This is a genomic window from Nostoc sp., from assembly GCF_036917355.1.
Lineage (GTDB): Bacteria > Cyanobacteriota > Cyanobacteriia > Cyanobacteriales > Nostocaceae > Nostoc.
On record NZ_JBALDP010000025.1, the window covers coordinates 19,167 to 42,357 of the forward strand.

14 protein-coding genes are annotated in these 23,191 nt (G+C 41.7%); 5 read left to right on the forward strand and 9 right to left on the reverse strand.

Features of this window, described 5'->3' with window-relative positions; genetic code table 11:
* Positions 1–73: 73 nt before the first annotated feature.
* Positions 74–1,489, forward strand: coding sequence for a folate/biopterin family MFS transporter (locus V7K53_RS06840; RefSeq protein ID WP_335196858.1), 1,416 nt, complete (start codon positions 74–76; stop codon positions 1,487–1,489).
* A gap of 129 nt (positions 1,490–1,618) precedes the next feature.
* On the forward strand, positions 1,619–3,121 hold the full coding sequence (locus V7K53_RS06845; protein ID WP_335196859.1) for a carotenoid oxygenase family protein: 1,503 nt from the start codon (positions 1,619–1,621) through the stop codon (positions 3,119–3,121).
* 8 nt (positions 3,122–3,129) lie between these two features.
* On the opposite strand, the gene V7K53_RS06850 is transcribed toward V7K53_RS06845, so the two are convergent.
* The 4 genes from V7K53_RS06850 to kdpA form a co-directional block, all read right to left on the reverse strand.
* On the reverse strand, positions 3,130–4,278 hold the full coding sequence (locus V7K53_RS06850; protein ID WP_335196876.1) for a universal stress protein: 1,149 nt from the start codon (positions 4,276–4,278) through the stop codon (positions 3,130–3,132).
* Positions 4,279–4,454: 176 nt separating this feature from the next.
* Positions 4,455–5,054, reverse strand: a complete 600-nt coding sequence (kdpC, locus tag V7K53_RS06855; protein WP_335196860.1) for a K(+)-transporting ATPase subunit C — start codon at positions 5,052–5,054, stop codon at positions 4,455–4,457.
* 338 nt (positions 5,055–5,392) lie between these two features.
* Positions 5,393–7,498: a potassium-transporting ATPase subunit KdpB gene (gene kdpB, locus V7K53_RS06860; protein ID WP_335196861.1), complete on the reverse strand. Its 2,106-nt coding sequence runs from the start codon at positions 7,496–7,498 to the stop codon at positions 5,393–5,395.
* Positions 7,499–7,902: 404 nt separating this feature from the next.
* The gene (gene kdpA / locus V7K53_RS06865) at positions 7,903–9,588 is read right to left on the reverse strand and encodes a potassium-transporting ATPase subunit KdpA (protein WP_335196862.1); all 1,686 of its coding nucleotides are present in this window, start codon (positions 9,586–9,588) and stop codon (positions 7,903–7,905) included.
* Positions 9,589–10,222: 634 nt separating this feature from the next.
* On the opposite strand from kdpA, the gene V7K53_RS06870 reads away from it, so the two are divergent.
* Positions 10,223–11,326, forward strand: a complete 1,104-nt coding sequence (locus V7K53_RS06870; RefSeq protein WP_442940474.1) for a sensor histidine kinase — start codon at positions 10,223–10,225, stop codon at positions 11,324–11,326.
* A 73-nt stretch (positions 11,327–11,399) separates the two neighbouring features.
* Entirely contained in the window at positions 11,400–12,074 is a 675-nt protein-coding gene (locus tag V7K53_RS06875) for a response regulator transcription factor (RefSeq protein ID WP_322731182.1), read from the forward strand.
* Positions 12,075–12,096: 22 nt separating this feature from the next.
* Here V7K53_RS06875 and V7K53_RS06880 read toward each other — a convergent pair whose 3' ends face one another.
* The 5 genes from V7K53_RS06880 to lepB form a co-directional block, all read right to left on the reverse strand.
* A complete protein-coding gene (locus tag V7K53_RS06880) occupies positions 12,097–13,488 on the reverse strand; it encodes a hybrid sensor histidine kinase/response regulator (RefSeq protein ID WP_335196864.1) in 1,392 nt (463 codons plus the stop codon).
* A 267-nt stretch (positions 13,489–13,755) separates the two neighbouring features.
* Positions 13,756–15,591 carry a GGDEF/EAL domain-containing response regulator gene (locus V7K53_RS06885; RefSeq protein WP_335196865.1) on the reverse strand — a complete coding sequence of 612 codons (1,836 nt, stop codon included), beginning with the start codon at positions 15,589–15,591 and terminating at the stop codon, positions 13,756–13,758.
* Positions 15,588–19,214, reverse strand: a complete 3,627-nt coding sequence (locus tag V7K53_RS06890; protein WP_335196866.1) for a response regulator — start codon at positions 19,212–19,214, stop codon at positions 15,588–15,590. Before V7K53_RS06890 ends, V7K53_RS06885 begins: the two co-directional genes overlap by 4 nt.
* A 524-nt stretch (positions 19,215–19,738) precedes the next feature.
* Positions 19,739–20,533, reverse strand: a complete 795-nt coding sequence (locus V7K53_RS06895) for an MOSC domain-containing protein (RefSeq protein ID WP_335196867.1) — start codon at positions 20,531–20,533, stop codon at positions 19,739–19,741.
* Between the two features lie 166 nt (positions 20,534–20,699).
* The gene (lepB, locus tag V7K53_RS06900) at positions 20,700–21,341 is read right to left on the reverse strand and encodes a signal peptidase I (protein WP_335196868.1); all 642 of its coding nucleotides are present in this window, start codon (positions 21,339–21,341) and stop codon (positions 20,700–20,702) included.
* A 473-nt stretch (positions 21,342–21,814) separates the two neighbouring features.
* On the opposite strand from lepB, the gene V7K53_RS06905 reads away from it, so the two are divergent.
* Complete coding sequence (locus tag V7K53_RS06905; protein ID WP_335196869.1) at positions 21,815–23,134, forward strand: dihydroorotase; 1,320 nt, start codon at positions 21,815–21,817, stop codon at positions 23,132–23,134.
* Positions 23,135–23,191: the final 57 nt, after the last annotated feature.

Genomic DNA, 23,191 nt, shown 5'->3' on the forward strand with positions numbered 1-23,191 from the left:
AGGTGAGAAAAAACCCACCTCTTAAGAATCGATATGATAGACAAGTAAACAAAATTTAAAAAATATTTATCGAATGGTAGATCAATCATCTGGCTTGTCCAAGGTCAAAGACTCATTAACACAAAAACTCTTCTTGGGTAATGAACCTAATGCTGAGTTAATTGCAATTCTCACCGTTTACTTTGTCCAAGGAATTTTAGGGCTATCGCGTCTAGCCATTAGCTTTTTTCTCAAAGATGAACTACTCCTGAGTCCAGTCCAGGTATCGGCGCTATTGGGAATTGTCTTACTACCTTGGATGATCAAGCCAGTGTTTGGTTTTATCTCTGATGGCTTGCCTATATTTGGCTATCGTCGCCGTCCTTACTTGATTTTATCCGGGATACTGGGAACTGCTTCTTGGGTGAGTCTGGCCACAATAGTTCATACTAGCTGGGCAGCTACCTTAGCGATCGCTTGTGGTTCTCTCTCCGTCGCCATGAGTGATGTTATCGTTGACTCGCTGGTTGTAGAACGAGCCAGAGGCGAATCGCAAGCAAAAGCCGGTTCACTACAATCTCTGTGTTGGGGTGCTTCTGCGATCGGAGGTTTAATAACAGCCTACTGTAGCGGTTTACTACTCCAATACTTTACTACCCGTACCGTCTTTGGGATTACCGCTTTATTTCCTCTAATCGTTTCAGGGGTGGCTTGGTTAATTGCTGAGTCCCCCGTTAGCAAAGATGCTCAAGATAGTAATCAAACCAACTCTTTGCCAATCAAACATCAACTGGAGCAGCTACGCCAAGCCATTAGTCAAAAAACAATTTGGCTACCCACGGCATTTATCTTCATCTGGCAAGCTACCCCAAATGCGGACTCAGCCTTTTTCTACTTCGCTACCAACGAACTCCACTTTGAACCAGAATTTTTGGGGCGAGTAAACTTGGTGGGAAGTTTCGCTTCTTTGGCAGGTGTTTGGATTTTTCAACGTTTCCTCAAAAGCATTCCTTTTCGCGTGATTTTTGCTTGGAGTACTGTCCTTTCGTCACTTTTGGGGATGACGATGCTGTTATTGGTAACTCACACAAACAGGCTATTGGGTATAGATGACCACTGGTTCAGTTTGGGTGATAGCCTGATTCTGACTGTGATGGGGAAAATTGCCTTTATGCAAGTGATGGTGTTAGCAGCAAGGCTTTGTCCTTCTGGTGTGGAAGCGACATTATTTGCCTTGTTAATGTCAGTCTATAATTCAGCCGGAACAGTTTCCCATGCATTCGGGGCATTAATCACGTATTGGCTGGGGATCACCGCAACAAACTTTGAGTCACTTTGGCTCTTAGTGTTAATTACTAACCTCAGCACGCTGTTACCCCTACCATTTATCAAATGGCTACCTGCTGCTGAAGAGCAAACTGAGACACTCAAAGATGGGGAACAACCGTTTTTGCCAGATTTGATGTCTGAGTTGGTACTGAGAGAACCAGAGTCGAAAATAGTCGAATAGTGTAATAAATCTCACGCCAATTCAAGCCATTGCGCTGCCTTGCCGTGTTAGCAACTGGCATAGTAAAGCCGCAAAAAACTATTAGCGGCTACATTTTTTCGTGCAAAATAACTAGAAAAAACCAAGTATATGCATTTGAAAATTCAAGAAAGCTTAGTTACAGAAAAATCCTACACCCGTGCAGACTGGCAAGGAGGATATCAATCTCTCACCGAAGAGTTTGATTATTGGATTGATGATATAGAAGGGCAAATTCCCAAACAATTACAAGGTACGCTGTTTAGAAATGGCCCCGGTTTGCTGGATGTAAATGGGCAGCCTTTTCATCACCCGTTTGATGGGGATGGGATGATTAGCAAAATTACTTTCACCAATGGTCGCGCTCATTTTCGCAACCGCTTTGTCCGCACAAGTGGCTATTTGGCAGAGCAAAAGGCGGGAAAGATTCTCTATCGCGGTACTTTTGGTACTCAAAAACCTGGCGGTTGGTTAGCTAATATTTTTGACTTTAAACTCAAAAATATCGCCAATACAAATGTTATCTATTGGGGCGGTAAACTGCTAGCAATGTGGGAAGCGGCGGAACCATATCGTCTCGATCCTTATACTCTTGAAACGCTAGGAAATGAATATTTTAATGGTGCTTTGTCAGCAGGTGAAGCTTTCGCTGCACATCCACGCTTGGAAAATAATTGTGAGCAAGATGGGGGCGCACCTTGCCTGGTCAACTTCTCGATTAAGCCGGGATTATCTACCACAATTACTATTTTTGAGCTAAACCCAGCGGGTGAAATTGTCAGACAGCACGCTCATAAGGTTCCAGGTTTCTGTTTCATTCACGATTTTGTCATTACTCCCAATTACTGCATCTTCTTTCAAAATCCTGTTAAATTTAATCCCATACCTTTCGCTTTGGGAATACGTGCGGCGGGAGAATGTATCAAATTTCAACCAAATCAGCTAACTCAAATTCTAATTATTCCCCGCTGCCCCAAAGCAGGGGAAGAAGAGATAAAATTTCTGGAAACTCAGTCGGGTTTTGTCTTCCACCATGTTAATGCTTTTGAAGTAGGAGAGGAAGTTTTGATTGACTCCATTTGCTACCAAGATTTATCAGAAGTGGAACCCAACAGCGATTTTCGACAAGTTGATTTTGAAGCTTCTTCACCTGGGCAACTTTGGCGATTTTATCTGAATCTAAAGAATGGGATAGTACGACGGGAATTGATTGAGAGTCGATGTTGTGAATTTCCCAGTATACATCCAGCGAATGTCGGACGCTCTTATCGATATCTATATATAGGTGCGGCTCATGCAGAAACTGGTAATGCTCCCTTACAAGCATTGTTGAAAGTTGATTTAGAGTCTGGAGAAAGACAATTTTGGAGTGCTGCACCCCGTGGTTTTGTAGGTGAACCGATTTTTGTCCCGCGCCCAGATTCCGAAAAGGAAGATGATGGTTGGATATTAGCTTTGGTTTATGATGCTGCCCATCACCGCTCAGATTTGGTAATTTTGGATGCTAGTGATTTCTATTTCTCTAAAGGAGTAATTGCACGGTTACATCTGAAGCATCATATCCCCTATGGTCTGCATGGGAGTTTTACTTCTGAGGTGTTTGGGGAAATTTGATCTCTTTCTTATTTGGATGAAACCATTTTTTCGCTGGCAATAATATGCAAATCGATGTTTTTGAGCAAGCGCACCAATTTTTGCGTCAAAGATCCTTTGAGGAGCATTTGCCAGCGCGATCGCTGACTTTCTCCAATAACAATTTGGGTGATACGATGTTTTTCGGCGACCTCAGCGATCGCATTAGCTATATTACTGTTGGTAACACGAAGAAAAGTACCTTCAAATTCTTTACACAGTTTCTCACAAGTATGGATGTGTAAGCTTTCCTCTTTGGTGAGGAAGCGTTCTGGATCGGCAACGAACAAAGTATAAAGCGGCGCATTCATGTAGTTAGCCAATCTTGCACCCCGGCGTAACAGCTGCACTGAATTGGGATAAGTAGATACACACACCAAAACCCGCTCGTGAATATTACAAAATTGTCCGTTGGGAGTAGAAGCGATCGCATTTCCTTCCACATTGTCTGCGACTTCCCGTAAAGCCAACTCCCGCAAAGCAATCAGGTTGCGGCGTTGGAAAAAATTATCGAGGGATTGTTGGATTTTTTGCTGTGCGTAAATCTTGCCTTCTAATAACCGTTCTTGCAGCGTTTCCGGTGTGACATCTACTACCACTATTTCATCTGCTTCATCCATAATTCTGTCAGGAACCCGCTCCCGGACTACCACACCTGTAATTCTGGCTACTAGATCGTTGAGACTTTCCAAATGTTGCACATTCATTGTGGAATAGACATCAATCCCGGCTGCCAAAACTACTTCTACATCTTCGTAGCGCTTTTCGCGTGGAGAACCAGGGACATTAGTATGGGCAAGTTCATCGATTAAAACTAATTGGGGCGATCGCTTTAAAATAGCATCTGTATCCATATCCGTCAGCGTCACCTCACCGCGAGGATATTTCTTACGGGGTATAATTTCCAGTCCCTCTGCCTTTTCAGCTGTCTCCTTGCGTCCGTGGGTTTCCAAAAGCCCAACGACAACATCAATTCCTTCCTGTTTAAATGCGTGTCCCTCTTCCAGCATCCGGTAGGTTTTGCCTACTCCAGGAGCCATGCCAATAAAGATTTTATGCTTACCCCGTCGTCGTGCTGGATAAAGCGAGTAAATTGCAGAATTTAAAGGCGCATTCCCAGCCGAACCAGTATTGGTCATTTGTCCTTTGTCACTTGTACTGAGCGAAGCCGAAGTATTGGTCATTTGTCATTGGTAAGGATTTTAAGCCTATTTTCGTTTCGTAGCATAATTTGGTTTATTCCCGCCCACTTACTTAGTACTCCTACTTCATCGGAAACGAAAACAGCGCTTTACCCATGCCCCATGCCCATTTATTAATTTTGCTGACGATTAATGTCTTGCAAGTCAAGAGCATAATTCAATCGGAGAACATTAACTCCCGGTTCGCCAAAAATCCATAAAAATCTGTCATCAGTATACTTATTAATTAAACGTAGGATCTCATCTTCTTTTACTCCCCGCGCACCAGCAACCCGCGTCAATTGCTGCCGTGCTGCTTTAAAGGAAATATGCGGGTCTAAACCAGAACCAGAGGTATAAATTATATCGGCTATCGGTTGAAGATTTTCGTCTCGCAATTTATCTGCCTCTTCTAAAATCCGCTTCAGTAATTCTGGATTGCTGGCAGCGAGATTGCTAGCTCCAGATATGCCAGTTGGCTTGGCTTTTTTTCCTTGGCTGTATCTAACAGTACTAGGACGAGGATGGAAATATCGCTCAGATGTGAACACCTGACCAATCAAAGCCGAACCAATTGGTTCATTATTTAGATTCCGCATGATGCTGCCATTAGCTTGATAGGGCAAAAAAACTTGACCCACTACAAGGATTACTAGCGGATAGATAATTGCAGTCAACAACCAAAGCATTAGTGTTATAAAAATTGCTCTGATGGTTTCTCGAATAATAGCCATAAAAAGTTTTCCAATTGCGCCTAGAATTTAATTTTTAATTTTTAGTTTTTAATTTTTTTGCCCATCTAACAGGAGGTTATAAGATACTGTTAGCAACAGCATAAACAACAACTGGGTCAGTTACCACATTCAAGCACAGCAAGATAAAAATAGCGAGTGGTAGATGTTGTTTATGCCATTGCGACTAAACAAAGGATATCGTCAAAGCAGTGCTGAATGAAAACGATATTTATTCATATTCTTCTTGTCCCTCCTGTCAACAGGTAAAAGTAAAAATGTTTATTATTTTACTTTGGTCAAGATATGCTTGTTTCCCAACGTCTCTACTTTTGCTATCCTTAAGCCAAGCCCACAAGTGTAATTAGTACATCGATCAATTTAATTGCAATAAACGGCGCAATCACCCCACCTAAGCCATAAATTAAGATATTGCGTTGGAGTAACTGATTAGCTGTCAGTGGTCTAAACCTCACACCCTTTAATGCCAAGGGAATCAAAGCGGGAATAATCAAAGCATTATAAATCAATGCTGAGAGTACAGCAGATTTAGGGCTAGTCAAATTCATAATATTCAAGCTTTGCAGGTTAGCAGCGACAAATATCACTGGGATAATTGCAAAGTATTTAGCAATATCATTAGCGATGGAAAATGTCGTCAATGCCCCGCGAGTAATCAACAATTGTTTACCAATACCAATGATATCGAGCAGCTTTGTGGGATCGGAGTCCAAATCGATCATGTTAGCGGCTTCTTTTGCAGCTTGCGTTCCTGTATTCATCGCCACGCCGACGTTAGCTTGGGCTAATGCTGGAGCATCGTTAGTTCCATCTCCCGTCATGGCGACCAGTTTACCTGCTGCTTGTTCCTGTTTAATGATACTGATTTTGTCTTCTGGTGTGGCTTCGGCAATAAAGTCATCAACCCCAGCTTCTTTGGCAATCACAGAAGCGGTAATTCGGTTGTCTCCAGTTAACATGATGGTACGCACTCCCATCCTTCGCAGTTGCTCAAAGCGATCGCGGATACCAGGTTTAACTATATCCTTGAGATAAATAATCCCATAGATTTCGTTATCTAGGCTAACTGCTAGGGGTGTACCTCCCAAGCGGGAAACTCGTTCGTAGGCAGCATCTAATTCTGGCGTATCGCGTCCGTTGCGAGAACGGACGAATCCTTTAATAGCTTCTACCGCACCCTTTCTAGCTTCATACCCACCAGGTAAGTTCGTGCCACTCATCCGGGTTTTGGCGGAAAAACTGACTCCTTCTGCCTGAGTGAAGTCAAAATCAAACCGTGCGCCCAACTTTTCTGCTAGTCGGACAATGGATTTTCCTTCTGGTGTATTGTCGAAAACACTAGCTGCCCAAGCAACATTCGCAATTTCCGACATTGAATGACCGTTGAGGGGAATAAACTCTTCCGCCAGACGGTTGCCGAGAGTAATTGTACCTGTTTTGTCGAGAAGTAAAGTATTGACATCACCACAGGCTTCGACTGCTCGTCCTGATGTGGCAATAACGTTAAATTGGGCAACTCGATCCATACCAGCAATACCGATGGTACTTAGTAAGCCACCAATGGTGGTAGGAATTAACGCTACTAATAGGGCAATTAAAATTGGGACACTGACTGGACTGTTGACATAGTAAGCAAGTGCAGGCAAGGTGACTACGACTAGCAAAAACACTAAGCTGAGAACTGCTAACAGTACTGTGAGGGCAATTTCATTGGGTGTTTTGCTGCGTTCTGCCCCTTCTACCAAGGTAATCATTCGGTCAATAAAACCTTTGCCTGGGTCAGTAGTGATACGGATAATTAGTTCATCTGAGATAATCCGCGTCCCACCAGTGACGGAACTGGCAACATCGGAGCCTGATTCTTTTAATACTGGTGCAGATTCCCCAGTAATTGCCGATTCATCCACTGATGCCACACCCATGATTACTTCACCATCGGCGGGGATGATATCGCCAGCAACAACGTAGATGGTATCGCCCTGTTTGAGGCTGGTGGATGAAACTTCGCTAAGTGTGCCATCGGCAGCAAGTTTTTTAGCGATCGCCTCTAACTTTGTTAACCGCAAGGCATCGGCTTGGGCTTTACCCCGTCCTTCTGCCACTGCTTCGGCAAAATTTGCAAACCAAACTGTAAAGAATAAAATCCCCGACAACAAGGCGTTGAAAACTTGTGGTTTTTTTTGAAGGGCTGGGCCAAATAGGTTGGGATCGATCGTTAGCAATAGGATGATAATTGTCCCTACCCAAACCACAAAGATTACTGGATTTTTGATTGCATACTTAGGGTTGAGCTTGACAAAAGCATCTCTAATTGCTCTTAAGTACAGCCACTTATTATTTGCCCTAGTCTTTTTACGTTTTTGGCGGCGATCGCCAGAACGAGAACTTGGGCGTCTAGCTTTGAAGTTAGTTGCCACTGGATTCATAAATAAAGTTAGCAGTGAGAAGTTAGGAGTTATAGGAACTTCTAATAAAAAAATATCCAACCTGTAGGATGCGTTAGTAACGCATCCTACGAAACCGGATAATTTATAAAATAACGGCAGGAGCCAGGAGGAAATAAGTATGAATGAAAACTTTAGTTCTGAGTAATTACCCAGTTAAAAATAAGATACTGGTACGAGACGCGTAGTGCAAGATATAGCTGAGTGATGTTAGCAGGGCTTGGAGCAATCAACACTGTCCTAACATATCTGACTACAGCTATATAAACCTTTCTTGCTTGACTTGCTTGAATCTCACACTTTTAAGTCTGGGTTACTCCTTCCTCCTGCCTCCTGAATTACTTTTTGATATTTTCTTAATTTCAAACTTATAACTCATAACTTTTCTAACTGCCAGATGCTAGTTTTAAACCCTCAGCTATGGGGCCTAAAGCCAGAACGGGAAAGAAAGTTAATACTCCCAAAACCAGCGTTACTCCAGCCACGATCCCAGTAAATACCAGAGAATCGGTTCTCAGGGTTGCAGGGGTTTCTTGTACTGGTTGTTTGCGAGACATCCCGTCAGCTAGCAGCAGGATGGCAATTATCGGAATGTAGCGTCCTCCGATTAGGCTAACTAAAGTACTCAAGTTCCACCACAGGGTGTTATCCCCCAAGCCCTCTAAGCCCGAACCATTATTTGCTGCTGCTGAGGCATATTCATAAACTACTTGAGAAATACCGTGATAGCCAGCGTTGCTAATTCCAGATAGGGAAATGGGATAAGCCAAAGCGATCGCACTGGGGATCAAAACTAGTATTGGGTGAATCAACAGCACTACACTGGCAAGGACGATTTCCCGCTTTTCAATTTTGCGTCCTAAAAACTCTGGGGTACGTCCTGCCATGAGTCCAGTTAGGAAGACTGTGAGAATTAAGTAAATAAATAAGTAAGCTGTTCCAGTTCCTTGACCACCCCATATAACTTGGATAAACAAGTTGAAGAGAGTCGAAAATATTCCTTGCGGCATCAAAGAATCGTGCATCCCATTCACAGCACCAGACATAGTAGCGGTAGTCATCACTGCCCAAAATGCTGTTTGTGCCCAACCAAATCGAACTTCTTTCCCTTCTAAATTGGGCTGTTCTAATCCAAAGGCAGTATTAACCAGGGGATTACCTTGCAGTTCTCCCACAGCTGTCACTCCCACCAGAATGACAAAAATCACAAATACCATCCAAAAAAGTAGCCAAGCTTGTTTGATGTTATTGGCAAAGATTCCGTAGGTGTAAATCAAGGCTGCTGGGATAGAAATCATGGCGAGCATTTCTATCAAGTTAGAAGCGCCATTGGGATTTTCAAAGGGATGTGCAGAGTTGACGCCAAAAAAGCCGCCGCCGTTCTCGCCCAAAAGTTTGATCGTTTCAAAAGATGCTACCGGGCCTCTGGCGAGATATTGGGTCCCGCCTTCTAAGGTTTGCACATCCATAGTCCCAGCTAAGGTTTGTGGTACACCTGCTACAAGTAAGGCGATCGCGCCAATAATCGAAATCGGCAGCAATATTCGCGTAATTCCACGGACTAGATCGACGTAAAAGTTTCCCAGTCTTCTACCCGTTAACCCGCGAATAAAGGCAATTCCCACAGCTAAACCTGTGGCTGCGGAGGTGAACATCAAAAAGCCTAAAGCCGCTACCTGGCTAAAATAGCTTAAAGTTGTCTCACCTACATAGTGTTGTTGGTCAGTATTGGTGACAAATGAAATCGTTGTATGCAGCAATACATCCCAGTTGGGCGCGCCGAAGCCGTTTGGATTCCAGGGTAAGAGTCTCTGAAAAAATATCAGAAAATACACTGAAATAGCCATAATTAAGTTACAACAGAGTACAGCCCGGATATACTCCCCACCCGTCATATCATCTTTTCTCCGAACACCCGCAAATACGAACATACTCCGCTCTATGGGGTTCATTAAAAAATCAAGCAGTGTTCTTTCTCCCAAAAAGACAGACGCTATGTATCTTCCGAATAATGGAGTGATTGCTATGACAATACATAGCGTTAAGCCAATTTGCAAAAAACCTTGTCCCATATATTTCGCGCTAAATTAAATTTAAGTGGTATTATGCCAATTCTGAGAAATAATAGATTAACTGTGGAAATATTTGATTTCAAGGGATTTCCCTAAACAGTACTGAGTACAAAAAGCCATAATCGCACTCAGCATCAAATCAGTTTTGAGTATGTAGGTGCCTCGGCTGAGAGTAAAAATATTTACAATTACTACTTCTTACTCAGTACTGAATCAATGTCCTGCTACGGCTAACACAACTCCTGAATATTTTCAGTTATGACTATTTTCCAGATACTTATTAAAGTTTTTGTTAAGAATATTTAATTTTGACTCTTAATTTATCTATCTCACTACTTAGGACTATTTGTTTATACAATACATTTTCCAAGTTTGCTACTTTCAAAGAATATAAATATCATAAATTATTTTCTTAATGGGATTAGAGATTGGGAAGATCGTGGTAAAGACCCAGCTTTTTGTGGGTAACTACCTAGTTTTCACTCTCCAGTCCTTCTTTGCTGCATTTGGAGAATCGTAATTTTCGGGTTAATTCTTAAGTTGGCATTTGCAGATATAGATTGCAGATAGATCGTAATTGGTAAATTAAATAGTTATACAGATTGGATAATCATGATTTTTTAGTAAATCATAAATGACGATGTTTAGTCGATTATTGACTATGAAAGAAGCAATAAATGAGCGTGGAAAGACCTATGGACTAATAGCGATCGCCTTTACGATCGTGATAATACTGGAATATTTGACACCCCCTGAGTACGTATTTGGCTACCTCTACACAGGGACGATTTTGTTAGCAGATTCTCGATTAAATCGGGGAGCAGTTTTGGGGATCACTCTTGCAGCAACAGGATTAACATTATTGAATTTGTTTGTTCCCGGAGGAGAAATGATTAATTCCCCAACGTTGGCAAATAGATTGATTGCAGTGTTGGCGTTGATGGTAACAGGTTGGTTAAGCGATCGCAACCACCGCAATGAAGAAGCGATCGCTTATACTCAAGCACAATTACGCTCCCAAGAACAACTGGCTATCATGCGTGAAGATTTTGTTTCTACCCTAACGCATGATTTGAAAACACCTTTATTAGGAGCAATTGAAACGCTGAAATATTTTCAAAATGAGCAATTCGGTGAAATTACGCCCATGCAGGCAAAGGTCTTACAAACAATGGCTCGTAGTCATCAGAGTACATTGCAATTAGTTCAAACACTTTTAGATGTGTACCGTAATGATGCCGAAGGGCTGAAACTACAGATATCACCAGTTAACTTGGTGGCAGTAGCGGAAGAGATCGTTGCTACCCTAACAGAACTAGCGAAAACACGTCAGGTTTATATTTCTCTGCACTATGGCGAATCAGATTTTCGCAGCTTTCTCTGGGTAAATGGTGATTCTTTGCAACTTGGGCGAGTTTTCAGCAATCTCCTCAGTAATGGCATTAACCATACCCCTCGTGGCGGTAAAGTGGAAGTAGTATTTGAAGGTTATTCTAGCGATCAAGTAGTAAAAATACTCGATACTGGTTCCGGGATTACCGAAAAAGAGTTACCTCACTTATTTGAAAGATTTTATCAAGGAAATAGCGATCGCCACGTCTCCGGTTCTGGGCTAGGACTTTATTTGACCAGGCAAATTATCACTGCTCATGGGGGTACAATTTGGGCAGAGAATCGCTCACCACGCGGCGCATTGTTTGCTTTCCGACTCCCAGCTTGTCCGCCACCGGGGAGGTGAGGAGTGGGGGAGCAGGGGAGCAGGGGAGCAGAGGCAGAAGAATTAATGACCAATGACAAATGACCAATAACAAATGACAAAAATCTTACTAGTTGAAGATGATGAATTATTTAGGCTTGGTTTGCGGATGCGGTTGCAACAAGAAACCAGTTTGGAGATTGTCGCAGAAGCGGAAGATGGGGAACAAGCTGTAGAATTAGCCAATCACTATCCTCTGGATTTGGTGTTGCTGGATATAGGTTTACCGGGAATTGGCGGGATTGAGGCTTGTCGCCAAATCAAGCAGAAGCACCCAAATTTACCAATTCTCGTTTTAACCTCTCGTTCTGAAAAACCACTGATTTCGCGGTTAATTGCCGCCGGGGCGCAAGGTTACTGTCTTAAAGGTATTCCGGCTGAGTCTTTGATATTAGCAGTGCGATCGGTTGCTGCGGGCGCTTCTTGGTGGGATCAAACGGCAACAACTGAAATTAGAGCCGCTTTTGAGGGTAATTCGATGGCGGTGCAGTCTACAAAAACTGAGGAATCTTTAGAAAATCCTTTAACGAAGCGGGAGCAAGAAATTTTGGCACTGGTAGCAGCTGGCAAAAGCAATCAAGAAATTGCTGAAATTCTCTACATTGCCCCTGGTACAGTGCGGGTTCATGTCCATGCTATTTTACAGAAACTAGAAGTACGCGATCGCACTCAAGCCGCAGTCTTAGCCATCCAAAAAGGATTGGTAGCACCAGAATTGTTGATTAATTAGATTTATCGGGAAAGAACTTCTTTTAAGATTTTGAAAATTGCGATGAGATATCAGGCTGCTCTATAGGAATTTCGATCGCAAACTCTGCTCCCTTGCCCACAGATGAGTTACAGCTAATATTTCCTCGGTGTTTTTGGACGATAATCTGATAACTAATAGATAATCCTAGTCCACTACCTTTGCCCACAGGTTTTGTAGTAAAAAATGGGTCAAATAAACGCGATCGTAACGACTCTTCAATACCAAGACCATTATCAGCGATCGCAATTTTGACTAGATTAAAGTCTGTCACCTCTGTATGAATCCGAATTTGGGGAGTAGGTTTTAGCGAGTAAGGAGTAGAAGATTGATTCGTGACTCCCCATTCCTCCAGATCCCCAGAGAGTTCCCCATTCCCCACTCCCCACTTTTTACTCCCCACTCCCTCTTCTATTGCATCAATAGCATTATTCAACAAATGCATAAATACTTGATTTAGTTCACTCGCATAACAAGTGACTAGGGGCAAGTTACCATAATCTTTCACTACAACAATTGCTGGGCGATCGGCTGCTTCCCTGAGCCGATGTTGTAACATCACTAAAGTATTTTCGATGTCTTCATGGATATTTACCCGTTTCATCTCTGCTTCATCATGTCGAGAAAAATGTTGTAGCGCCAGTACAATTTCCCGAATGCGATCGGAACCTCTATACATTGCACCTATCAAATTTTGTAGATCCTTAATTATAAAATTCAGGTCTAAATCTTTGGCTATTTGCTGAATTTTTGGCGTGGGTTTGGGATATTCTTGCTGATAGACCTCAATTATATTTACTAGGTCTTCCACATATTGACCAGCATATTGGAGATTTCCATAAATAAAACTGATCGGGTTATTAATCTCATGAGCTAGCCCAGCTACTAACTGTCCCAGTGCTACCATCTTTTCGTTCTGAATTTGTTGAACTTGAGAGGCTTTCAAGTTGTCAAGAGCCTCTTGGAGCAAAAAGTTTTTTTCTTGCAGTTTAACTTGGAGCAAGCGTAAATTAATCTGATTTTCAATTCGCAACACCACTTCTGCACCATGAAAAGGTTTTGCAATATAATCTACACCACCAACATCAAATGCCTTTACCTTATCGACAACATCATCCAGGGCGCTAATAAAAATTACTGGGACTTCACTAGTTTTATCGTCAGCTTTTAGTTGTTGACAAACTTGGTAGCCATCCATACCTGGCATATTGATATCCAGCAAAATCACATCGGGCAAAACCATTTGACATGCAGTCAGTGCCATTTTACCGTTTAAGGCTTTGCGAACTTCAAAACCTTGTGCAGTCAACATCGCCGATAAAAGCCGCAAATTATCTGGGGTATCATCGACCACCAAAATATTTCTTTTCTGATGGTTAGTTTGATTAAAATGCATTATTGATCAAAAGTTATGCGTATAATTATTGAGGATAGTAAATCCTTTTTTGAAATCACCTTAAAATTTGTTGACCGATTTCACCGAAATATTTATATTTATAGTTTAACTCTCACGTGGCTGGAGAGTTTTGCAAATTATCGAAGCTATTGGCCAGTTATCACCTTTGGCAAGCTGATAAACTGCTGTAAGGATTATAGTAGCTAGCACTCACAGATAATAAGCCAAGGATCGACAATTAAATTTTTTCCAGGTGCTACTTGATAGCTACCATTGAGGTGCTGAGGTGAGCAACTCAAGAGCCAGTCGTTGTTCTATGGGTTTAGAAAATAAATATCCTTGAGCAAAATTACAGTTTAAACTTCTCAATTGGGCTAACTGTTCTTGTGTTTCGACACCTTCAGCGATCGCACTCATCCCCATTGAGTTGGCAATCCCAATCATTGCTGGTACTAACCCCATATTCTCTTTGTTATCCTGCATCCGTTTGACGAAAGATTTATCAATTTTGAGTGCATTCAAAGGAAAGCTGTGCAAGTAACTTAAAGAGGAATATCCTGTACCAAAGTCATCCATAATTAACTTGATTTTTCGCTGCTTTAGTCGTTCAAGAATTATTTTTATCGCATCGGTATTTTCCATAATTACACTTTCGGTAATTTCTAATTCTAAATATGCTGGATTTATTTTATTTTCATAAATTATTCGGTCAATTTGTTCTACCAAATTCGGCTGTAAAAATAATCTGGCACTCAAATTGACACTCATAGTTAGAGGTTCTGGCGTCACTGGATAATGTTGCCAGATGCTTAATTGATGACAAGCTGATTGTAATACCCAAGTATTGATGGCATTAATTAAACCTGTTTCTTCGGCCACAGGAATAAATTCTATAGGAGAAATCAAACCACGAATCGGATGTTGCCAGCGCACCAAGGCTTCAAATCCAGAAATTCTACCTGTAACCAGAGAAATAATTGGCTGATAGTAAACGAGGAATTCTCGCCTTTCCACAGCCCTCCGCAGGTCATTTTCTAACTCTAAAAGCTGAATAGCTTCCTGATGCATCGCTGGATTAAAAACGTGATAGTTAGCCCTTCCTTGAGCCTTAGCCCGATACATTGCCGTATCAGCATCTCGCAGCAAATACTCTGGACGATCGTAATCTTTATTGCCCCAACTAATGCCAATACTGGCATTCATAAATACTTCATATCTTGACAGTTGAAAAGCAAGTGATAATTGTTGCAAAATCCTTTCTGCAACTTGGATTGCTATATTGATATCTGTGATATTTTCTAAGAGAATTCCAAATTCGTCCCCGCCCAATCGTGCTAAAGTATCAACAGGTATGATACATGCTTGTAAGCGGTGAGCAATGGCTATCAGCAATTCATCTCCTACCGGATGACCAAGAGAATCATTGACAACTTTGAAGCGATCGCAGTCTAAAAAAAGTACTGCAAACTGATAACTAGATTCTTGTTTCGCGCGATTTAGAGCATTTTCTAGTCGCCTAATAAATAAAACTCGGTTTGATAATCCAGTCAAGGAATCATGCAGTGCTATATCTAGCAGTTGACTTTGCAATTGCTGGCGGGAATGTATTTCTTGTTGGAGTTTTTGGAGAGTTTTTTCTAGTTCTCCAGTCCGCTGTTTTACCCGATGTTCTAGTTCAACATTTAGTTTCAATATTTCTAATCGCGCCGATCTCAATGCCAGTTGATTTTGCACTCGCACTAAAACTTCTTGAAACTCAAAAGGTTTGGTGATATAGTCTACACCGCCGACTTTAAAGGCTTTAACTTTGTCAAAAACATCATCTAAAGCGCTAATAAAAATTACTGGGATATCGGCTGTTAGATCCCAAGCTTTAAAGGTCTGGCAAATTTCATACCCATCTACTTCTGGCATCATGATATCAAGTAGAATCAAATCAGGTAATAATGTTTGAGTTGCTGTCAGTGCCATTTGCCAGTTTAAAGCTTTACGAACGTTATACCCTTCCCTTGTCAATATAGAGGATAAAACCCGGAGGTTATCCGCCATATCATCAACGATCAAAATATCTTTTTTATTAGGGTCTAAATGCTCGTAATTCATTCTAAGTTTGTTGTAGTCAATTCCATGATTTTCTCAAACTGGTAGTTATTTGCTAAATCCCTGAGAACTTGGAAAACTTGAGCATTATCTGATGGAATTTCTTTGAGTAACTCTAAAATCAGTTCATCGCTACAGCTGGCTGCGGCATAGTGAATCTGTTGGAGCCACTCAGGTGACATTTGTGATAAATGACCCAGGAGTTCGGCAACACTTACAAAAATCTGTGTAGCTCGATCGACAACTACTGTGTTTGTGGTTTCTACTTGATTGGTATATTTTAAACCCAGATGTTTGCTCAGTTTTTCCAATAATACTTCCTGTTTGAATGGCTTGCGAATAAAATCATCACAGCCAATGGACAAAATTTTCTGGCGTTCTTCCTCAAAGGCGCTAGCAGTTAGGGCAATAATGATTGTATTTGTATTGGAGCGATCCGGCATTCTTTTAGAGAAGTCGTAAGGGGGAGCCAAGGCTGTTGGCCGCGATCGCAAAGTGGACTGAGAAGCATCATTTTCTATAACACCAGTTGTTTCTGCTGCGGAAGACTCTTTGCATACAACTTTGAGAACCTCACCCTCGCCTGAATCGGTTAACTCCTCTGCAAGGTACTGGCTCCCCGATGACACCAGTTGTTTCAATTTTGGGAACCTCCGCGACGTATTGGCTGTCCCATGTCCGATTTCTCTAGCTTTAATAATTCTTGTGGCTTCGTAACCGTCCATAACTGGCATTCGCATATCCATAAAAATCAAGTGTGGTTGCCAAGATTCCCAATTAGCGATCGCTTCACTACCATCTGTAGCTTCATTAACTTCAAAGCCGAGAGATGTGAGAATTTTAACTAGCAATATACGGCTTTCTTTGGAATCGTCAACAACTAGGATGCGGTATACTTTTTCACTAGGTGCTAAAGCTCTAATTTGTGATTTAATTTGGTTTATTGGGATTTCTCTGGGGCAAGTTAGAGCAATCTGAACATCAAAGGCAAATGTACTACCGATACCAGGCGTAGTGCTGACACTAATATCACCTCCCATCAGTTGCACGTATTTACGGCTAATCGCTAAACCCAATCCCGTCCCTTGTTGGAATTTTCTGCCGATTTCGGTTTGTTCAAAAGCCTCAAACAGCAATTCAAGTTCTTGTGGGGCAATACCACAGCCAGTATCTTGTACCTCAAAGAAAAGAAGAGACGGATAAGAAAGATTTTGCTCCCCCTGCTCCTCTGCTCCTCTGCTCCCCTGCTCCCCTGCTCCCCTGCTCTCCTGCTCCCCTACTCCCAGTCTCACCCGTAGCGTCACACTCCCTTTATCGGTAAATTTAATAGCATTCCCCAAGAGGTTGAGCAATACTTGACACAATTTATTTTCGTCCGTTTCTATGTATTTAGGAATATCTGGCGGATATTCAAACACTAATTCTAAATTTTTAGATGCAGCACGCAAGTGCAGCATCTCTTCTAAGTTCTTCAACAAATGAATTAAGTCAAAGCTGCTGCAATTTAAGGTGATTTTGCCAGCTTCGATTTTAGACATTTCGAGAATGTCGTTAATTAATTTGAGTAGATGTTCGCCAGCACGATTAATTATTGCCAAGTTTTCTTGATGTTCGCTAGATAACGAATAATCTCGACTCATGACTTGGGTAAAACCAAGAATGGCATTGAGTGGGGTACGTAGTTCGTGGCTCATGTTAGCAAGGAATTCGCTTTTGGCGAGGTTGGCGGCAGCACTTCGCGCCGCTTCACGAATAGCTGCTTGTTGTTCCTGTGCAGCGATTTTTTGCGATTCAATCAGTTCTTCTTGGGTGGTTTGCAGTTGCTCGATAACTTGCTGGAATTCTTCAGTACGTTTTTTTACTTGAGCCTCTAAGGTGCGATTGTATTCTGCTAATAACTTTTCTGTTTGTTTGCGTTGGGTGATATCAAAAAATGTGGCGATCGCAAAAGCCACATTCCCCGATTCATTATAAATTGGCTTTCCTAAAACCTCAATGCGAGTAATCTTGCCACAACAGCGAATTTCCATATCATCAACCCTGATGCTTTCCCCAAGCAATGCTCTCAAAACTGGTAGGCGATCGCTGGGGTAAAGTTGATCTGTGCCCGCAAGGTAAGCTTGATATATCTCTGACAATTCCTCGACTTTAACTTCTGCGATCGCTCCTTGACCGAGAATTTGCTGCCCAATCTGATTTGTATAATAAGGTTCACCTTCAGCATCGATGATAAATACACCGACAGGTATGGCTTCTAAAAATTGAGTTAGCTGACTCTGATTATGAGATAGCGCCTCATTTAAAACTTGCATCTGGGCATTCTTTGCTTCTAAAGCACTAAAGGATGCTTGGAGTTGCTTTGCCATAGTTTCAAATGATTTGGCTAGTTCCCCCAATTCATCGGAACGCTGAATATCTGGTGTTTCCTCCCATTCACCTTGAGCAATTTTCTTCGCCGATCTGTTTAATTGTAAAATCGGCTTAATTACCCAACGAGCAGTCAAAATCCCAATTCTTGTAGCCACTAAAAAAGCAACTATACACAGCAAAATCGTGATGCGGGTGTTGGCATTAATTTGCTCCATAAATTCGCCTTCAGGAATCACCGCCACAATTAGCCAATCTAAACCCAGTTCGTCTTTCCAGCTTTTTACCTGTACAAAATAACGCATTCCATCGGCGGTAAAACTTAGCTGTTGCTTCCCCACAACAAACTTAAGATTGCCAAAGCGTTCGATCAAAGACTGTGTTGTGAGTTTAATTAAAGGATTTTGACTATTTAATGCTGATAAACGTTTTCCTTTACCATTAACGATCGTATATGGTGGCTCGCTAGTAGAAGAAGCCACTATATACCCAGAACGCTCTAAAATAAAAGTTTTACCCGACTCTTTGACCTTTAACTTAGCTAAAAACTTGCCGATTTGTGACAAAAGCAAATCAACACTAATCACCCCAACGAATTTGCGATTTTTATCGTAAACAGGATAGCTGGAAGATATGGATAAAATTTCTGGTTTATCTTCCCATTGATAAATTTGACTCCAAACTCGTTTGCCTATCTTGACTGGATCTGTATACCAAGCTTCTACGCGAGGATCGTAATCTTTGATTTGCTGTAAATGGCGGCGATTTCCTTGCTTGTCTGTAGGATAAACATAGAGTTTGCCTACACCATGCTTGGCACTAACTTCATTAATTAAGAGCTGGCCATTATCTAGACGCTCAACACCAATAAATTCACCTTTGGGATTGGCAAAGCTGTTATAGCCAACATTGAAAACCTGCATTTGTTTCCAAAAGTAATTACCGGTGGTTTGAAAGTCCGAAAGGTTGAGCAAACCTAGCTCAATCGCATCTAAGTTGATTTGATTAATTTGCTTCGGAGTTGTTAAATAACTATCGAGATGCTGTTCAATGCGATCGCAGATTTCATTTTCTAATTGAGTAGCAAGCTCCCTTACCGCTTTTTGGCCGTTTTGATACGAAAGATAGCCCACAAGCCCTACTGCACCACAAATTTGCAAGATAAAGGGCACAATCAGAACATATCTCAGGGGCATCTTGGCATAAACTTTGCCAACTAAGCGATTAAATGATTTGACGGGCTGAAGTTTGGATAACATTGTAGTTTTATTCTTCCCCAGCATCTACTAGGTGCATTTTGCCGTGCTAGCTACATTCTATATAAGTAGAATTACGGCAGACATCGCTCTTTATGAAAATTTTATATTTTTAGTATAAAATAGTACAAAATACTTATAATTCTTTGGCTGGCTGACTTCCTCCAACGCCTAATTTTCAAACTTTGCACAGGAGTAGTCCACTATAGAAATCGTCTATATGGGTACGCCATCGCACGTGAATTTGCTCAGTTTTATCTGGTAATATTTCCACAAATTTTCTCAGATGAACTGAAATTTAACCAATAAGCTCCAGTATGCCATTCTAAAATTCAGGTTGCCATTAGCACCTAATCCTAAATTTAATTTTTAATTGCTGATGTGTTGATTGTCTGGTCTGGAAACCCCTGGACTTGTACAAGAACTTATATTTAATTACAGCAATTTTAGAATTGTTATGCAAATACACAGCACAAACAAAAAAAAATATAAAAAATTTACTTTGTATGTTTTATTGTGACTAAATGTTAAGTTTGTTGTACATTTATGTCAACCTCATCGCCGATTTGTAAAATTTTTCCGGCTGATGATGGGGGTAGTTGAGTATTGATACTCAATCGATAAAAGTGATTAAAAGGCGATGAAGCAACCCAATTTGGCAAAGTTGCTTGTCGCTGGGTTGTAAAGATTTTTTGAAAGTTTGGGTAAGCTTCCCCTAAATAAGAATTGCGTGTTGGGACTATACAACGCTGACATGGGTTAACCCCAAAAAAGTCTACATCTCCCACTCGAAAAGAGACTAAATCACCTTGTTCGCTAAATAGCCGATCTTCCCAAAATGCTGGTACACCACCAATCTCGATGTTGGCACGCATCCGACGGCGCATTTCATTTACATTTAAACCAGGAAACCAAGAAGCTACCTCTGCCAATGTGGCCGTACTAATTACCGTTGGGCCAAGTGAGTGTGTATCGTCAGGAAAACCCATCAAAGAGTTTTGTCCCAATGTGACAGCAAACTCAAAATAATCACTCAAAGCTGCTTCTAATGCTTGCCGTTCCTCATCCAGGTGAAAAATTTGTTGTAAGTTGCTATCTGGAATTTGCAACGAGATAGTTCTATTTAAGAGTGCAAATTGTGCCCTTATTAAATGGATTTTAGCATGACGCTTGCCATTGACAAATCTACCTTGTTCGTCAAAAAGGGCAAACTCGCGGTCATACTGTAGTGCGCCACTGGCAAGAACTCTAGCGTTCTCAACTTCAACACCATCCAAGGATTTCACTGGATACAGTAAAATCTTAGCTAGGTAAGGCCTCATAGGAATATTGGATTTGAGATTTGGCGAAAAGTCGCAGTATCTCGCAAAGAGCGAACTGAACTTTTCAAGACGGATTTTGGATTTTAGATTGGTGATTTAGTAGTCCCCAATCTAAAATCTAAAATTCTTTTGTTAATGAGCTATTTGAGCAATATTGTTTGTTAATTTATGGATATACTGGCGATTTACCGATTCCGCCAACATGATTTAAAGGCCAGAAGCGAACTACAGCACGTCCAATGATATTCTGGCGGGGGACAACACCCCAGCAACGGCTGTCATAACTACTGTTACGATTATCACCCAGTACTAAATATGAATCGGCTGGTATAGTCTGGGGTTTTGCCAAAAAAGGTGGCTGTGGCCCTGATTGGCAAACATCAATAACTGTAGTCTGCCCAGAACTAAGGTAATTAGATTCTGGTAGAGGTTTGTCGTTGATATAGACTTTGCCATCCTTAAGTTGTATTTTCTCTCCAGGTAAGCCAATTATACGTTTAATAAAAGCATCTTGATATTGTTCTTTTTGTAGTTCTTTCGTAGGTGAAAATACTACTATGTCTCCCCGTTCCGGGTCAGCAAATTTATACTTCAACTTATCGACAATAATTTTGTCTGCCTCCCACTGGTTTGGCGTACCATGCAGAGTCGGTTCCATTGAGCCAGAAGGAATCCAGCGTGCTTCAGCAACAAAGGTACGAATTCCCAGAGCTAGAACAATGCTCAATACAATTGTTCTACCTAGCTCTGCGATCCAAGAATTATCGGGTTGTTGACTAGAGTTGTTATCAGACACTTGATTATGCATGAAATTACTTAACTTAATGAAAGATGTAGGTAATTAACTCACCTAGTGAGACTTTATCTGTTAATCTTAACGGGAAAATTTTAATTTCCTAGTTATGTTTGCATCTTGACTACCAATTTTAGATTGTAGATTGAGAAGGAGGCAGGAGGCAGTGTTTCGACTCTCTTCTCTACGAGAGGCTGCGCCAACGACGACTACGCTCAGGGCAAGTCGCTCAACAACCAGGTAGAAGGCAGGAGGTTTGAATTTAGATAAGGCTTCTATATGAGACGCTCTCGCGTTCAACCTTATCTAATAGCAGTCCACCAAATCGGAGATTTTGTGGGGGACTTAAACTCCTGCTGCCTCTGTTGTTAAAAATAAACTTTTTTTTAAGGCGCAGCAAAAATTGGTTACTCCGATCGCGAATAAGTTTAACCTAAAAGCATGGTTCTCTGTAATACATAGCTCGCTGTTTAAACTTGGTTATCCCTATGTCATCTCCAAAAATGTTGTTGATTCGCCGCGCTCGCATAATCTTACCCGATGGTGAACTGATGGTTGGGGATGTGTTGACGCGCGATCGCCAAATAGTCGAAGTTGCGCCAGAAATCTCCCAAACAGCACTAGTCACTGAAATTGACGCAGAAGGCTTAACTTTGTTGCCAGGAGTTATCGATCCGCAGGTGCATTTCCGGGAACCTGGGCTAGAACACAAGGAAGATTTATTCACTGCCAGTTGTGCCTGTGCTAAAGGGGGAGTCACTTCTTTTTTAGAAATGCCCAATACGCGCCCCCTAACTACGACACAACAGGCTTTAGACGACAAGCTAGAACGGGCCTCACACAAATCCTTAGTTAATTATGGCTTTTTTATTGGGGCAACAGCAGAGAATTTACCAGATTTGCTTTTAGCAAAGCCAACACCGGGAATTAAGATTTTCATGGGTTCGATGCATGGTCAGTTGTTGGTTGATGGCGAAACAGCATTGGAGGCGATCTTTGCTAAAGGCGATCGCTTAATTGCCGTTCATGCCGAAGACCAAGCTAGAATCAATCAACGCCGCCAAGAATTTGCCAACATTCACGATCCAGCAGTTCACTCGCAAATTCAAGATAATCAAGCGGCGTTGCTAGCAACCCAATTAGCATTAAAACTTTCTCAAAAATATCAACGTCGGTTGCATATTCTCCACATGTCAACTGCCGAAGAAGCAGATTTGCTGCGTCAGGAGAAACCGAGTTGGGTGACAGCAGAAGTAACACCACAGCATTTGTTATTAAATACTAGTGCTTATGGAACAATTGGCACATTAGCACAGATGAATCCACCTTTGCGATCGCCCCACGATAACGAAGTTCTCTGGCAAGCTTTGCGCGATGGCGTGATTGATTTCATCGCTACAGATCACGCACCGCACACCTTAGAAGAAAAAGCTCAAGAATACCCCAATAGCCCTTCAGGAATGCCTGGGGTGGAAACTTCCCTCGCTTTGATGTTAACTGCGGCAATGGAGGGCAAGTGTACTGTTGCTCAAGTTGTGAACTGGATGTCTAAAGCTGTAGCTGTGGCTTATGGTATTCCGAATAAGGGAGCGATCGCCCCTGGTTATGATGCTGATTTGGTGCTTGTAGATTTAAACACATACCGCCCAGTCCAGCGCGAGGAACTTTTAACCAAATGTCATTGGAGTCCTTTTGAAGGCTGGAACCTCACCGGTTGGGCTAAAACCACCATTGTCGGCGGTGAAATAGTTTATGACAAAGGCCAGGTAAATACGCAAGTGCGGGGTCAAGCTTTAACTTTCTTGTAGCAAAGATTTATTTAACTTTACAGCAACTATATGAGGTATATTTCCCTCAAGCTTCAC